The 12,699-nt window shown below is 44.4% G+C and carries 18 protein-coding genes; 10 read left to right on the top strand and 8 right to left on the bottom strand.

From position 1 onward, the window contains the following. Positions 1 to 8: 8 nt before the first annotated feature. Positions 9 to 854, bottom strand: a complete 846-nt coding sequence (gene queF / locus F0231_RS04160; RefSeq protein ID WP_171758466.1) for an NADPH-dependent 7-cyano-7-deazaguanine reductase QueF — start codon at positions 852 to 854, stop codon at positions 9 to 11. An 82-nt stretch (positions 855 to 936) separates the two neighbouring features. Here queF and syd point away from each other — a divergent pair, with 82 nt between their 5' ends. Then, positions 937 to 1,482, top strand: a complete 546-nt coding sequence (syd, locus tag F0231_RS04155; protein WP_171758664.1) for a SecY-interacting protein — start codon at positions 937 to 939, stop codon at positions 1,480 to 1,482. A gap of 2 nt (positions 1,483 to 1,484) precedes the next feature. Further along, a complete protein-coding gene (locus tag F0231_RS04150) occupies positions 1,485 to 2,261 on the top strand; it encodes a Zn-ribbon-containing protein (RefSeq protein ID WP_171758465.1) in 777 nt (258 codons plus the stop codon). A 39-nt stretch (positions 2,262 to 2,300) separates the two neighbouring features. Here F0231_RS04150 and F0231_RS04145 read toward each other — a convergent pair whose 3' ends face one another. From F0231_RS04145 to F0231_RS04130, 4 genes are read right to left on the bottom strand one after another with little or no spacing between them, the layout of a single operon-like run. Continuing rightward, positions 2,301 to 2,477: a DUF2897 family protein gene (locus F0231_RS04145; protein ID WP_171758464.1), complete on the bottom strand. Its 177-nt coding sequence runs from the start codon at positions 2,475 to 2,477 to the stop codon at positions 2,301 to 2,303. A gap of 8 nt (positions 2,478 to 2,485) precedes the next feature. Then, positions 2,486 to 3,166: a M15 family metallopeptidase gene (locus F0231_RS04140; protein WP_171758463.1), complete on the bottom strand. Its 681-nt coding sequence runs from the start codon at positions 3,164 to 3,166 to the stop codon at positions 2,486 to 2,488. Next, positions 3,163 to 4,296, bottom strand: a complete 1,134-nt coding sequence (gene dapE / locus F0231_RS04135; RefSeq protein WP_171758462.1) for a succinyl-diaminopimelate desuccinylase — start codon at positions 4,294 to 4,296, stop codon at positions 3,163 to 3,165. The genes F0231_RS04140 and dapE overlap by 4 nt, the downstream gene beginning before the upstream one ends. Positions 4,297 to 4,317: 21 nt before the next feature. Beyond that, positions 4,318 to 4,665, bottom strand: coding sequence for an ArsC family reductase (locus F0231_RS04130; protein WP_171758461.1), 348 nt, complete (start codon positions 4,663 to 4,665; stop codon positions 4,318 to 4,320). 210 nt (positions 4,666 to 4,875) lie between these two features. On the opposite strand from F0231_RS04130, the gene F0231_RS21115 reads away from it, so the two are divergent. After that, positions 4,876 to 5,034, top strand: a complete 159-nt coding sequence (locus F0231_RS21115) for a helix-turn-helix domain-containing protein (protein ID WP_367613460.1) — start codon at positions 4,876 to 4,878, stop codon at positions 5,032 to 5,034. 16 nt (positions 5,035 to 5,050) lie between these two features. Next, positions 5,051 to 5,287, top strand: coding sequence for a hypothetical protein (locus F0231_RS04120; RefSeq protein ID WP_171758460.1), 237 nt, complete (start codon positions 5,051 to 5,053; stop codon positions 5,285 to 5,287). 95 nt (positions 5,288 to 5,382) lie between these two features. Here F0231_RS04120 and F0231_RS04115 read toward each other — a convergent pair whose 3' ends face one another. Next, the gene (locus tag F0231_RS04115; protein WP_171758459.1) at positions 5,383 to 5,715 is read right to left on the bottom strand and encodes a hypothetical protein; all 333 of its coding nucleotides are present in this window, start codon (positions 5,713 to 5,715) and stop codon (positions 5,383 to 5,385) included. A 310-nt stretch (positions 5,716 to 6,025) separates the two neighbouring features. On the opposite strand from F0231_RS04115, the gene F0231_RS04110 reads away from it, so the two are divergent. Further along, the gene (locus F0231_RS04110) at positions 6,026 to 6,313 is read left to right on the top strand and encodes a helix-turn-helix domain-containing protein (protein ID WP_171758458.1); all 288 of its coding nucleotides are present in this window, start codon (positions 6,026 to 6,028) and stop codon (positions 6,311 to 6,313) included. A gap of 51 nt (positions 6,314 to 6,364) precedes the next feature. Here F0231_RS04110 and F0231_RS04105 read toward each other — a convergent pair whose 3' ends face one another. Further along, complete coding sequence (locus F0231_RS04105; RefSeq protein ID WP_171758457.1) at positions 6,365 to 6,709, bottom strand: DUF4156 domain-containing protein; 345 nt, start codon at positions 6,707 to 6,709, stop codon at positions 6,365 to 6,367. Continuing rightward, entirely contained in the window at positions 6,693 to 7,037 is a 345-nt protein-coding gene (locus F0231_RS04100) for a DUF2956 domain-containing protein (RefSeq protein ID WP_171758456.1), read from the bottom strand. The genes F0231_RS04105 and F0231_RS04100 overlap by 17 nt, the downstream gene beginning before the upstream one ends. 155 nt (positions 7,038 to 7,192) lie before the next feature. Between F0231_RS04100 and F0231_RS04095 the strand changes: the two genes are divergently transcribed. From F0231_RS04095 to F0231_RS04075, 5 genes are all read left to right on the top strand, one after another. Further along, positions 7,193 to 7,651 (top strand): DUF2919 family protein, encoded by a 459-nt coding sequence (locus F0231_RS04095; protein WP_171758455.1) that lies wholly within the window; start codon positions 7,193 to 7,195, stop codon positions 7,649 to 7,651. 84 nt (positions 7,652 to 7,735) lie between these two features. Continuing rightward, positions 7,736 to 8,638: a Dyp-type peroxidase gene (locus F0231_RS04090; RefSeq protein ID WP_171758454.1), complete on the top strand. Its 903-nt coding sequence runs from the start codon at positions 7,736 to 7,738 to the stop codon at positions 8,636 to 8,638. 128 nt (positions 8,639 to 8,766) lie between these two features. Beyond that, a complete protein-coding gene (locus F0231_RS04085; RefSeq protein ID WP_171758453.1) occupies positions 8,767 to 9,900 on the top strand; it encodes a flagellin in 1,134 nt (377 codons plus the stop codon). Positions 9,901 to 10,134: 234 nt separating this feature from the next. Further along, on the top strand, positions 10,135 to 11,268 hold the full coding sequence (locus tag F0231_RS04080; RefSeq protein WP_171758452.1) for a flagellin: 1,134 nt from the start codon (positions 10,135 to 10,137) through the stop codon (positions 11,266 to 11,268). Positions 11,269 to 11,495: 227 nt separating this feature from the next. Then, the gene (locus F0231_RS04075) at positions 11,496 to 12,629 is read left to right on the top strand and encodes a flagellin (RefSeq protein ID WP_171758451.1); all 1,134 of its coding nucleotides are present in this window, start codon (positions 11,496 to 11,498) and stop codon (positions 12,627 to 12,629) included. Positions 12,630 to 12,699 lie beyond the last annotated feature (70 nt).

The following is a 12,699-nucleotide window of genomic DNA, read 5'->3' as shown; positions in this document are numbered from 1 at the left end:
GCATATCCCTATTGACGCGCCATGCGTTGATTGTGACTTGGTTGAGCGTGAATGTTAGAACGATATGGGTTGATGTCTAAGCCGCCGCGGCGTGTGTATCGCGCATACACCGTCAGTGTGCTCGGCTGGCAAAACTCCATAATGTCGCTGAAGATTCGTTCAACACACTGTTCATGGAACTCATTGTGTTCGCGGAATGAAACAATGTACCTTAGTAGTGCTTCACGGTCGATCTGCTTACCTGTGTATTGAATCTCAACACTTCCCCAATCTGGCTGGTTGGTGATTAAGCAGTTCGATTTGAGTAGATGACTGTGAATGGTCTCATCGACTATCTCGCCTGTTGCTGCCCCTTCAATTAAAGTGCGGTCGAAGTCGTAGCTAGTGATTTCGATGTCTTGATCGTCAATACACTCTCCACCCATAGTAACAATCAGAGAGTCAGTGTAGTCTTCAACAGAACGAACGGTAACAGATACCTGTTCGCCTGCGCATGCAGACAGGTCTTTGATTAGCGCTTTTTCGACATCGTCCCAGCTAGCAAAACGAGTCTGGTTGAAACTGTTTAAGTAGAGCTTGAACGATTTTGATTCGATAAGGTTCTGGCTCGTCGCAGGTATAGACACTTCACCTACCGCTACTTGAGGCAACCCTTTTTCACTTAGCCAAGACAGCTCATACAGTGTCCAAGTATCACAGCCTTGAAACGGTAACTCATCACCGAGTTCAAGGTCGTCTCGGTTTAGGCTACGGGGCACAGGCTGCAGCAAGCTTGGGTCGTATTGGTTAGCGTATTCGGTCTTTTGACCTAGAGTTAGGCCAGCAAGCTCTTTCGCATCAGAATATTTGCTCATACTTTTGTTCGTTTTCTATTAGAATGTCGAGAATTTTACGCAATCCCGCCCTTAAAAGCGAATATTCATGTTGGAGAATCTAATGGCTGACAATGCCTTGCAAGCACTACTCTCATTCAGTGACACATACCGTCAGGCTCACCTTGATACTTCTGGTCATTTACCGAAAAGTGAAGAGCTGGTGGATCTGGTTTCACCGTGCGTCGAACGTAAAACTGAACAGGCAGTAGAGTGGCAAGCGTTTCAGCGTGAGACACCAGCTGATTTCACGAATGTCGAGAACGGCATTGAACTTAGTTTACATGAAGACATTAAAACCTTTTACGGCTCGCAATACAGCGCCGATATGGAGGCCACTTGGCAGGGGAACGAACTGACCTTGCTGCAAGTGTGGAGTGATGATGACTTTGTCCGTCTGCAAGAAAACATCTTAGGTCACTTGGTGACTCAGCGCCGCTTAAAGTTAAAGCCAACCGTGTTTATCGCGGCGACAGATGCGGAACTTGATGTTATCTCTATCTGTAATTTGTCTGGCAACGTGATTCTTGAGCGCCTTGGCACCGATAAGCGAGATGTGCTTGCTGATGATTTGGCCGAGTTCCTAACTAAACTGAAACCTGCGGTGTAATCATGTACGTTGTTGAACTTCAATTTGAGTGTTTTGATAACACAACGGTTTCTGCTGTAGATAAAGCAATCAACGGCTTGATGGATGCGCTGCGTTATAACGGCCAAGTACTCGGTCGTGAGTTTCCAATTGTCATGGGCGATGGTGAATTCTTTGTGCGAGTTGTTTGTCCTGAACAAGATAGCTTACATCCAAGTTACCACTCTGATTTTGTTAAAGTGTGCTTAAACCGATTATCGGATGCGAGCTTACTGGCACCGAAAATGCGCTTACTTGGCCGTGACTTAAACTCTGAAGAAGCGGCAGAAGATGAAGTGCCGAGTTGGCAAGTGCTCTACACCACCTATGTTCATACTTGTTCCCCTCTGAGATCGGGTGAGACCTTGTTGCCTATTCCTCTTTATCGCAATCCGCCGACACTTAACGGCGACCATAAAGCGGTGGTGAAGTGGCAGACTGAGTGGCAAGCATGCGACGAGATCCAAATGGCGGGCGGCTGTCGAGCAGAACATGCGGCGCTGCATGAAATCTGTGATGTTGATAGTGTGCTGTTTAAGCGAGGGTGGGATTTACGTGGTCGTATGGAGTACATCAGTAAGATCCCAACATACTATTATCAGTATCGCGTTGGTGGGAAAAGCTTAGCCGACGAGAAAGCGCGTAAATGTCCTAAGTGTGGCGGCGAATGGCTGTTAGACGAGCCACTGCATGATATTTTCTACTTCAAATGCGATGACTGCCGAATTGTGTCGAACATCTCTTGGGATCACATTAAATAGAGCATCAAGTCAGTTCGAACGAAAAAAAAAGACGCTAAATTAAGCGTCTTTTTTTGTCTCTTGCGACTCTTCTTCGCCTTCCTCTGACTCGGTACGAGGTTTTTTATCAAGCTGATTGAACTTCATATTGGCGGTGTACTTGAGAGCAGCAATATTACCAATCACGACGCTTAAAACGATAAAGATGATAACCCAAGGGTTAGTAAGTAAGTCCATCTCGATTCCTACTGTTGGATATTGCTAATAAACTGATTGTAGATCGTTTCTAACTGCTCCAACACTATTTGGTTACCCAAAATAGGGGCAGATCGTAGTTGTTGTTCTAAGGTTGGTATATCGAGTTGCTGCAAACATGCCGTTGCCGTACTTCGATGACTGATATGCCAAGGTTCTGGGGCAACACCCCCTCTATCTTCAGCATAGGGGAAAAAGAAACCGTGAGTCTCAATATTCTCTTTTAACCATTGATAAAAGGCATGTTGATGGCCTTTCAGGTATTCCCAAGGTTCCAATTGAAGTTGGGTACCTTTTGGTAGACTGTCGCGATCAAACACATCAAAGTCACTGCCCCAGTGATGGCGACTTGCGCCGGGCAGTGCAGACCAACGCAAAATAGAAAACACTTTTTCAGAGTCACTGAGCAGAGTGGCGTTCAATGGCTGGCTTTCTGTGTCTAAAATGGCAGTGCGACCTGCCATTTTATTTTCCCAAATCACTTTTTGGCGTTCAAAATCGCGAAAGCCACTGGCGATATTGAGATTAAACCCCGCCTGAATTGCTGATTCTCTTAGAGCCAAAAGATCTTGGCTTACCTCTCGGTGAACCAAAAAGTGCTTTTGCCCAAATAGGGTCTCAACCAAGTGAGTGGTTACCTGTCCAGTCAGCTGCTCAGGCGTCATGATCATGCCAGTAAGTTCTCGAGTGTTTTCTGGTACATGTCAGTCAGTTTCTCTAGGTCATCCACTTTCACGCACTCGTTCACTTTGTGAATTGTCGCGTTCACCGGGCCTAATTCAACCACTTGGCAATCCATGCGAGCGATGAAGCGGCCATCTGACGTGCCGCCTGTCGTTAATAGCGCAGGCTTAGTCTGGTTAACCGCATCAACGGCATCGACAACGGCATCAAGTAGGGCGCCAGTATCGGTTAGGAACGGGTCGCCATTGAATGTCCATTTAAGATCGTAATCCAAGTCGTGTTTATTCAATGTTTCAGTAACACGAGACACGATGGCATCGTTGTTCAATTCGGTGCTGAAACGTAGATTAAACTGCACGTTAAATTCACCAGGAATGACATTTGATGCGCCAGTACCTGCATGAACATTTGGGATCTGGAAACTTGTTGGCGGGAAGTAAGCGTTGCCTTGGTCCCATTCAGTTGTCGCCAGTTCATGAATTGCCATCAATGATTGGTGCACAGGGTTTTTCGCTAGGTGAGGGTAAGCAACGTGTCCTTGAATTCCTTTGACTGTGAGGTCACCAGTAATTGAGCCACGACGGCCGTTTTTCACGACATCACCGACGATTTCAGTACTTGATGGTTCACCCACAATACACATGTCGATGTTTTCGCCGCGTTCCATGAGTGTTTCAACTACACGAACGGTACCATTGATAAACGGGCCTTCTTCATCAGACGTGATCAAGAAGCCAATCGAGCCTTTGTGATTTGGGTTTTCGGCAATGAACTGCTCAACCGCAACCACCATACTGGCTAATGAGCCTTTCATGTCGGCTGCGCCACGACCATATAGTAAGCCGTCTTTAATGGTTGGCTCAAATGGGGCTGTGTTCCAATGGTCTAGATTACCCGCTGGTACAACGTCTGTATGGCCGGCGAAAGCAAACAGTGGCGCTTCACTACCACGGCGAGCCCAGAAGTTAGTCGTATCTTCAAACACCATCACTTCGATTTCAAAACCAAGCGCTTTTAAACGCTCAATCATTACATCTTGGCAGCCAGCATCTTCTGGTGTGACTGATTGGCGGCTAATTAAGTCTTTAGCGAGAGCCAGAGTTGGGCTATCTGTCATCCTTGAAATCCTTTCGAAAAATTATGAGAAAATTGCGGCGTACTGGTCTGCTTTAAAACCTAGGTGGTAGCGATCACCAGTAACAAGAATAGGGCGTTTGATCATTGCTGGCTGTTCGACCAGTAATTCAATTGCGTTCGCTTCGTTAAGCGAGTCTTTTTGCTCTTGAGTGAGCTGACGGTAAGTTGTACCGCGTTTATTTAGAACATTTTCCCAGCCAAGTTGCTGACAAAATGTCTCCACCATCGCTTTATCAACACCTTGTTTACGGTAATCGTGAAAGCTGTATTCGACACCCTCTGCTTCTAACCATTTCTTGGCTTTTTTAATCGTATCGCAGTTAGGAATTCCATACATAGTGATTGTCATTGTTGAACCTTTGGGAGTAGCACTTAAGAAGTGCAGACAGCTTACCGTTACATATGAGTTAGCTCAACCCACGTTAGCTAGAGACTAAGGAAATAAAAGCACATTTCCATAAGCGGTATTTCATTTTATAACTTGTTTTGGTATTTTGTTCTGTAATTTATGGTCTTACTCTGCAAAGAATAAGTATCTCTCGAATGTCAAGCAGAAGGCATTGCACTGGCTAAACAGAAAGGCAAATACAAAGGACGTAAACCAACGGCTAGAGCAAAACAGGCGCAAGTGCGTGAATTGCTTGCTGGTGGTATGAGTAAGTCGCAGGTAGCGACTGAACTAGGTATTAGTCTTTCAAGTGTTTATCGAATTAAATAATTGAAGTGAGGTTTCTATGTCACTATTAAACAAAACGAAAGATACATTAGATAAGTCGGTTAAATCTGTAGGGGTAGTAGGTACGGTTGCTGGAGCTGGAGTTGTACTTGCGGCAGCTACTACAATATCGCCTGCTTTGATTACCGTTAAATGTGTCGGTGCTGGTGCAGTAGGGCTTCACCATGTTTGGAACAAAAAAGTAAAAAGTAAAAAGTGCAGTAACCTAGTCATGCCAATGAACAGTTTTTCTTAGGGGCATAGTCTAATGACGCACTTAAAGAACCACCCGATTGTGAACCAATAGGGTGGTTTTTCTTTTTGGGAAAGGAATATTCATAGGCTCTGAGTCTATTGAGAAAGTAACGACTCTTTTGTTTCTGCGTAGATATACCCTCCAAGCAGAGGACTAAATGTGTAACTGATTGTTTTTAAAGCACTTTCGTCAATAAAAATATAAGCCAAACCTTTTTGTATAACATAATCAGTAGTGCTTTGAATAAAGCGTTCCTTGACTGTGATGTTGACCTGCTCGCCATCACATGTTTCAAAGCCGCTATGGCTGCTCTTGAGTTGGTGTTTGTGTGACTTCTCATCGATATATGAAGCTTTGACGAGGCGAACACCATTGAATTCTAAGTAGAAGCTTTGGTGTGTAACCTGCCAAAAGTGAAATTGGTTCATATTACTCCTATTTTTCTAATAAAAGCGACCAGTTAAGGGGTTTTGCTTTAATGTACGGAAGTGTTCTAAACGCCTCGCAGTTAGGAATACCATACATAGTGATTGTCATTGTTGAACCTTTGAAAGTGACTTTTTTGTTATTCAAGCATCCTATCAGGAACTATCTACAGAGACAAAAGTGTGATGGATATATTTCATTGAGCAAAAAAAATGTGTTTCAAACTATGGCGATCGTAGAGTTTTTGATCAAACGCAACACATAGCAGGACAAAACAGAAATAATGACTCTAGAAATTTATAGGAGGTATCAATGGAATTGAGTCCTGTTTTTGCAAGGCGCTTGTATCTTGCATTATTGGTCGAAAACTTAGAGCGCCCAAATGTCCCAAAACTGATTGAGCAAACAGGCTGGCCACGTCGTACGATTCAAGACGTGATTAAAGCGCTACCTGGGATAGGCATTGAACTCGCATTTGTGCAAGATGGTCGACGCCACAATGATGGTTATTATCAGCTGTCCGATTGGGGGCCTTTTGATAGCCAATGGGTCATTGATCGCCGAACCGATATTGCCGCGAGCCTAGGGTTCAACGCCTAGATATAAAAAACCTAGCATGAGACGCTAGGTTTTTTCGTTTTAGGGTGTGAGTTAATTTGGACAGTGGTAAGCGTTGCCCATCAATGTAAACGAGGTAACAAAGTTCTGAGAGTTGACCATAAAGACGGTGTTAGCACCAAGCTTCTTCGCACGGTTTTTAATATCGTTTTGTGCTCCTTGTACCATCACATCGTTTGGAAAAAACAAGTAGCTGTACCAGTGTCCTTCACTACCCGTAACTTCTCCTAACCATTCGCAGTCGTCAGCATCAAACGATGCGTCAATTCTTAAGTGCACCACCTCAGCCTCGGCATGAAGCTGTTTAGTTGGTGTTGAACAACCTGCAATAAAGAGTGCCGATAAAACGAAAAGTAGCGATTTAGTTTTGCGTAACATAGAAGATAAACCCTATCCAACTGAGCGCTAGCAGCCCCCAAGGTAGCAATGAGTGTTTGCTGGTGGAGGTTGGCGATGTTTCCTCGACTGCGACGTTAGATTGCTGAGTTTGCGCAGCCACTTGCTTTGATTTCTGAGCTTTCTTTTTAGCTTTGTCAGTTTGTCTTGAACGCTCTTTTTGTTGTTTCTTATATTGGGCGATACCTTTCTCAATCCCTTGAGCAATAAGTTTCGTTTGCTCTTTGGTTTGACCTGGCTTTTGCGTCGCTTTAGCAATTTTCATTGCTTCGGTTTGCGTTTCTTGTGACGGAACGACTTTGTTTTTCATAATGATAGGTCTTGCGAGATCAAAGATGAAGTTATCCTATCATGATCTGATTATAGGGCGATGAACAAAATCATGATGACTTCAATCTATCAGTTAGCAAATGCCCATGTTTAGTATAGAGTGGAACTTTAGATCATCATTGCGGTTTAGTCTCAGTGCGTTACGCGATCGAACAATACGATAAACATGGTTTTTTAAAAGCCCCGAAACTTCTTTGGCTGAGTTGGCTGTTTTTGGCTAAGGCTTGGATAGTCTTTGTTGTTGCAGGCGCAAGCCGAGAAAGCGGTAGCAAGATTTTATCTATTATCTACCCTGACCACACAATGCTGTATCTAGGTTTAGCAATGGGCGTTCCTAGTATTATATTGATGTGGTTGATAGGGTTGAGAAACCCCGACAGAACCCGATTGAATAAGATGGTGGCTTGGGGAAGGAGTATTACCCTAATCACCGCCGCAGCGCAGTTATCGCAAAGCCTTTACCATGTTTACCTTGTGCACGGCACCTTTAGTTGGACTAATGGTGTCGAGATGTTGCTACTGCTATGGTTAATTCTTTATATTGGTAACAGCCGTAGTGTACGAGACAGCTTTCAGGCACCTCCTACACCGTGATCTTATCAAGCGATGATCACTATCAATATTTATAAATCAAAACGAAATACACTGAGCAAAAATTAGAACAGTGAGGAAAAAATAATGTCATACCCTCAAAGTGCGATTCTTCCTGAAGCAGGTCCTTTCGCTCAATACACCTTATTAAAGGTAAGCCAAAACCCACAGGCCGTTCTAGAGCAATTAAAAGCGTTGCCAGAATTGGTATCGGAACTGAATGCTCAACAGCCAGGTGCAGAGCTAACGTTATCAATCGCGTTTACCAAAGCATTTTGGAGCAAGCTAAATGCTGAGATGCCTGCTGAGTTAATCGATTTTCCAGAACTTGGTGAGGGAGAGGTTGTCGCGCCTAGTTCTGATGTGGATGTTCTGATTCACTGCCATTCGAATCGTCACGATCTGCATTTCTATCTATTGCGTAAGTTCTTTGCTCAAGTTTCAGAGAACGTGTCAGTGGTTGATGAAACATACGGTTACCGCTATCTAGATTCACGCGATATGACCGATTTCGTTGATGGCACTGAGAACCCGAAAGAGGCTCAGCGTGAAGAAGTGGCAATCATTCCTCAAGGTGAATTTGCTGGTGGCAGCTATGTGATGGTGCAGCGTTTCATTCATAACCTACCATCATGGAACCGCTTGAATGTTTCGGCGCAAGAGAAAGTGATCGGCCGTACTAAGCCAGATTCTATCGAGTTAGATGATGTTCCGGCCGCATCTCATGTTGGTCGCGTTGATATTAAAGAAGAGGGCAAAGGCCTGAAGATTGTTCGTCATAGCTTGCCATACGGCAGTGTGTCTGGTGAACATGGTCTACTGTTTATTGCTTACTGTAATACGCTGCATAACTTCAAAGCTATGCTGGAAAGCATGTATGGCGTGACAGATGGCAAGACAGACCAACTGCTTCGCTTTACTAAAGCAGTGACGGGCGCTTATTTCTTTGCACCATCAGCGGACATGCTTCAATCACTATCTGTAAAGTAAATCGCTAAGTCGACAAATTGAATCATGATGAACCGAGCCAAGTGCTCGGTTTTTTTATTCCTTTTTGATTAAAGAATTAACCATTTGGCCGATACAAAGAGTAATCGGAAAAAGGATCAACTCTTGTTATGGCCATTACTGTTAATACCAATGTCTCTGCAATGACCGCGCAGCGTCACCTGACGAATGCGACGGATTTGCTTAACCAGTCTCTAGAGAGACTGGCGTCGGGCAGTCGAATTAACAGTGCGAAAGATGACGCAGCAGGCTTGCAGATCTCCAATCGGCTAGAGTCGCAAATGCGCGGCCTGGATGTTGCGATGCGTAATGCCAATGATGGTATTTCAATTATGCAAACCGCTGAAGGTGCAATGAATGAAACCACCAATATCTTACAGCGCATGCGTGATTTGTCTTTGCAGTCGTCCAATGGTTCAAATAGTCAGTCAGAGCGTGTTGCCCTACAGGAAGAAATGGGCGCTTTAAATGATGAATTGAATCGAATCGCTGAAACGACCGCTTTTGGTGGTCGAAAATTGCTCAATGGTTCGTTTTCATCTTCTTCTTTTCAAATTGGTGCCAGTTCGGGTGAAGCCGTTCAAGTCTCTTTGAAAAATATGCGCTCTGACAGTATCGATATGGGCGGGTTTAGCTATATGGCCTCGGGTAAAGCTGATGATAGTTGGCAAGTCACCCAAGGCAATGAAGCGCTCACTATGCAATACACCAATGCGCAAGGCCAGCAAGAAACCATCTCTATTAACGCGAAAGCGGGGGATGATATTGAAGAGTTAGCTACTTATATCAATGGCCAAACTGACAAAGTATCAGCGTCTGTGAATGAAGAAGGGCAGTTGCAAATCTTTATGGCGGGCAGTGAAACGTCAGGCACTATTGCATTCTCTGGGGCGCTAGCCAGTGAACTAGGAATGAACCTCTCGGGTTATGAAGCGGTTGATAATATAGATATTTCTGACGTCGGTGGAGCCCAGAGAGCGGTATCGGTAATTGATACGGCATTAAAGTATGTCGATAGTCATCGTGCTGAGCTAGGTGCAATGCAGAATCGTTTCGAGCATGCCATTAACAACTTAGGCAATGTGAACGAAAACCTTTCAGCATCCAATAGCCGCATTAAAGATACCGATTACGCTAAAGAAACGACTCAGATGGTCAAGCAGCAGATTCTTCAGCAAGTCAGTACCTCAATACTTGCTCAAGCCAAGCAACAGCCTAATTTAGCCATAACTTTGCTCGGCTAATTTGAAGCAAGAAAGGGTTATCGACAGCCAAAGTGAAAGCTTTAGCAAAAAAATGACTTTATTGACCTTTAATCACGCTTTTCCTTTCAAACGAACTTTTTTCAAAAAAAACTTAAAAAAATCCTCAAGGTTTCGAAAATAGCGCCGTTAATAATTGTAACTTTGAGAGAACTACTTTGGTTTTCCGAGACGTCGGAAACCGGAAACATCGGAAAATCAAACGGAGAAATCACCATGGCAGTGAATGTAAACACCAACGTATCAGCAATGACAGCTCAGCGTTACCTAAACAGCGCGAACAATGCTCAACAAACTTCAATGGAGCGTTTGTCATCTGGTTCTAAGATCAACAGCGCTAAAGACGATGCAGCGGGTCTTCAAATCTCTAACCGCTTAAACGTGCAAAGCCGTGGTCTAGACGTTGCTGTACGTAACGCGAACGACGGTATCTCTATCGCGCAGACTGCTGAAGGTGCGATGAATGAGACGACGAACATCCTACAACGTATGCGTGACCTATCACTACAGTCTGCGAACGGTTCAAACTCAAAATCTGAGCGTGTAGCGATTCAAGAAGAAGTAACAGCACTTAACGACGAACTTAACCGTATCGCTGAAACAACTTCTTTCGGTGGTAACAAGCTACTAAACGGCACGTTCGGCACTAAATCAATGCAGATTGGTGCGGACAACGGTGAAGCAGTAATGCTTTCACTAAACAACATGCGCTCTGATGACTCTAAAATGGGTGGTCAAAGCTTCCAAGCTGCAAACGCGAAAGATGCAAACTGGACAGTCGCTGCTGGCGCAAACGACCTAACAGTAAACCTAACTGACACTGACGGTGTTGCTCAAACTATCACTATCAACGCTAAAGAAGGCGACGATATTGAAGAATTAGCAACGTACATTAACGGTCAAACTGACTTAGTTAAAGCGTCTGTAAACGAAGATGGTCAACTACAAGTATTTGCTGGTTCAGATAAGGTTGATGGCGCAGTTGCTTTCTCTGGTGGTCTAGCAGGTGAACTTGCAATGGGCGCAGCAACATCGGTAACTGTTGATACTATCGACGTAACCTCAGTTGGCGGTGCACAAGAGTCTGTTGCAATCGTTGATGCTGCACTTAAAAACGTAGATAGCCACCGTGCTGAGCTGGGTGCATTCCAGAACCGCTTCAACCACGCTATCAACAACTTAGATAACATCAACGAAAACGTGAATGCATCTAAGAGCCGTATCAAAGACACTGACTTCGCGAAAGAAACAACGGCACTAACTAAGTCGCAAATTCTTTCTCAAGCGTCAAGCTCTATCCTTGCTCAAGCGAAGCAAGCGCCGAACTCGGCATTAGGTCTGCTAGGTTAATCTTAGTTACCACGAAAAAATCCAGCTTCGGCTGGATTTTTTTATGTCTGCTAAATAGATGATCTTTATCACATTTCATACTGTTAATTGTAAAAAGTAAGAAATAATTAAAATTTTCTCTAAAGGTATTTTTTCACTCGCCGTTAAAGGATTGAGAGAAATGAGATGTGCTGATGCGAGGTGAGAGACGCAAAGGTACATCGCCCTAATGCCTAAGGAGATCAAACATGGCAATTAATGTAAACACGAACGTGTCTGCAATGACCGCACAGCGTTACCTAAACGGTGCGACTGATGGCATGCAGAAATCGATGGAGCGTCTATCTTCTGGTTATAAAATCAACAGTGCTCGTGATGACGCTGCTGGTTTGCAAATTTCCAACCGCTTAAACTCACAAAGCCGTGGTCTAGACATGGCTGTAAAGAATGCCAATGATGGTATCTCAATTGCTCAAACCGCTGAAGGTGCGATGAATGAGACAACCAACATCCTTCAACGTATGCGTGATTTGGCACTTCAATCTTCAAACGGTTCTAACTCTCGTGGTGAGCGTATTGCGATCCAAGAAGAGGTAACCGCACTTAATGATGAACTAAACCGTATCGCAGAAACGACCTCTTTTGGTGGTAACAAACTTCTTAACGGTACGTTTGGTGATAAATCATTCCAAATCGGAGCAAGCTCAGGTGAGGCGGTTCAGCTTTCGATCAGAAACATGCGTTCTGATACCGCTGATATGGGCGGTAAAGCCTATGTAGCTGCTGCAGCTAAGGCTCCTGATTGGGCGGTTTCTGCTGGTTCGACGGATCTAACTCTAGGCTATACTGATGTACATGGTGAAGCGAAAAACATCACTATCAACGCTAAAGAAGGCGACGATATTGAGCAGCTAGCTACGTACATCAATGGACAAAGTGAGGATGTGAAAGCTTCTGTTGGTGAAGACGGTAAGCTTCAGCTATTTGCAGCGACTAACAAAGTCGCTACAGACGTCACTATCGGAGGTGGTTTAGGCGGTGAAATTGGTTTTGGTGCAGCGGAGCAGCGTACTGTTTCTGATGTGGACGTAACAACGGTTGCGGGTTCTCAGATGGCCGTTTCTGTTATCGATGGAGCACTAAAAACAGTTGATAGTCAACGTGCCGAATTGGGTGCTTTCCAAAACCGTTTTGGTCACGCGATCAGTAACCTAGATAACATCAACGAGAACGTAAACGCGTCTCGTAGTCGTATTGTTGATACTGATTATGCGAAGGAAACGACGGCGATGACTAAATCGCAAATCCTTCAGCAGGCGAGTACTTCGATTCTAGCCCAGGCGAAGCAGTCTCCGTCGGCAGCTCTTAGCTTACTAGGTTAATCGATAAGTTCGGTTAGAGCTTATTGGTGCAACAGAATGTTGTAACCTGCTAAGGTGGAAGGGAGATCGT

It is taken from the genome of Vibrio sp. RE86 (genome assembly GCF_013114545.1).
Lineage (GTDB): Bacteria > Pseudomonadota > Gammaproteobacteria > Enterobacterales > Vibrionaceae > Vibrio.
Note: the sequence above shows the minus strand (reverse complement) of the source record. Positions and strands in the feature narration are given on the sequence as shown.

Coding starts and splice junctions, on each gene's coding strand:
- queF (WP_171758466.1), bottom strand. CDS start 854: ATGAGCAAATATTCTGATGCGAAAGAGCTTGCTGGCCTAACTCTAGGT.
- syd (WP_171758664.1), top strand. CDS start 937: ATGGCTGACAATGCCTTGCAAGCACTACTCTCATTCAGTGACACATAC.
- F0231_RS04150 (WP_171758465.1), top strand. CDS start 1,485: ATGTACGTTGTTGAACTTCAATTTGAGTGTTTTGATAACACAACGGTT.
- F0231_RS04145 (WP_171758464.1), bottom strand. CDS start 2,477: ATGGACTTACTTACTAACCCTTGGGTTATCATCTTTATCGTTTTAAGC.
- F0231_RS04140 (WP_171758463.1), bottom strand. CDS start 3,166: ATGATCATGACGCCTGAGCAGCTGACTGGACAGGTAACCACTCACTTG.
- dapE (WP_171758462.1), bottom strand. CDS start 4,296: ATGACAGATAGCCCAACTCTGGCTCTCGCTAAAGACTTAATTAGCCGC.
- F0231_RS04130 (WP_171758461.1), bottom strand. CDS start 4,665: ATGACAATCACTATGTATGGAATTCCTAACTGCGATACGATTAAAAAA.
- F0231_RS04120 (WP_171758460.1), top strand. CDS start 5,051: ATGTCACTATTAAACAAAACGAAAGATACATTAGATAAGTCGGTTAAA.
- F0231_RS04115 (WP_171758459.1), bottom strand. CDS start 5,715: ATGAACCAATTTCACTTTTGGCAGGTTACACACCAAAGCTTCTACTTA.
- F0231_RS04110 (WP_171758458.1), top strand. CDS start 6,026: ATGGAATTGAGTCCTGTTTTTGCAAGGCGCTTGTATCTTGCATTATTG.
- F0231_RS04105 (WP_171758457.1), bottom strand. CDS start 6,709: ATGTTACGCAAAACTAAATCGCTACTTTTCGTTTTATCGGCACTCTTT.
- F0231_RS04100 (WP_171758456.1), bottom strand. CDS start 7,037: ATGAAAAACAAAGTCGTTCCGTCACAAGAAACGCAAACCGAAGCAATG.
- F0231_RS04090 (WP_171758454.1), top strand. CDS start 7,736: ATGTCATACCCTCAAAGTGCGATTCTTCCTGAAGCAGGTCCTTTCGCT.
- F0231_RS04085 (WP_171758453.1), top strand. CDS start 8,767: ATGGCCATTACTGTTAATACCAATGTCTCTGCAATGACCGCGCAGCGT.
- F0231_RS04080 (WP_171758452.1), top strand. CDS start 10,135: ATGGCAGTGAATGTAAACACCAACGTATCAGCAATGACAGCTCAGCGT.
- F0231_RS04075 (WP_171758451.1), top strand. CDS start 11,496: ATGGCAATTAATGTAAACACGAACGTGTCTGCAATGACCGCACAGCGT.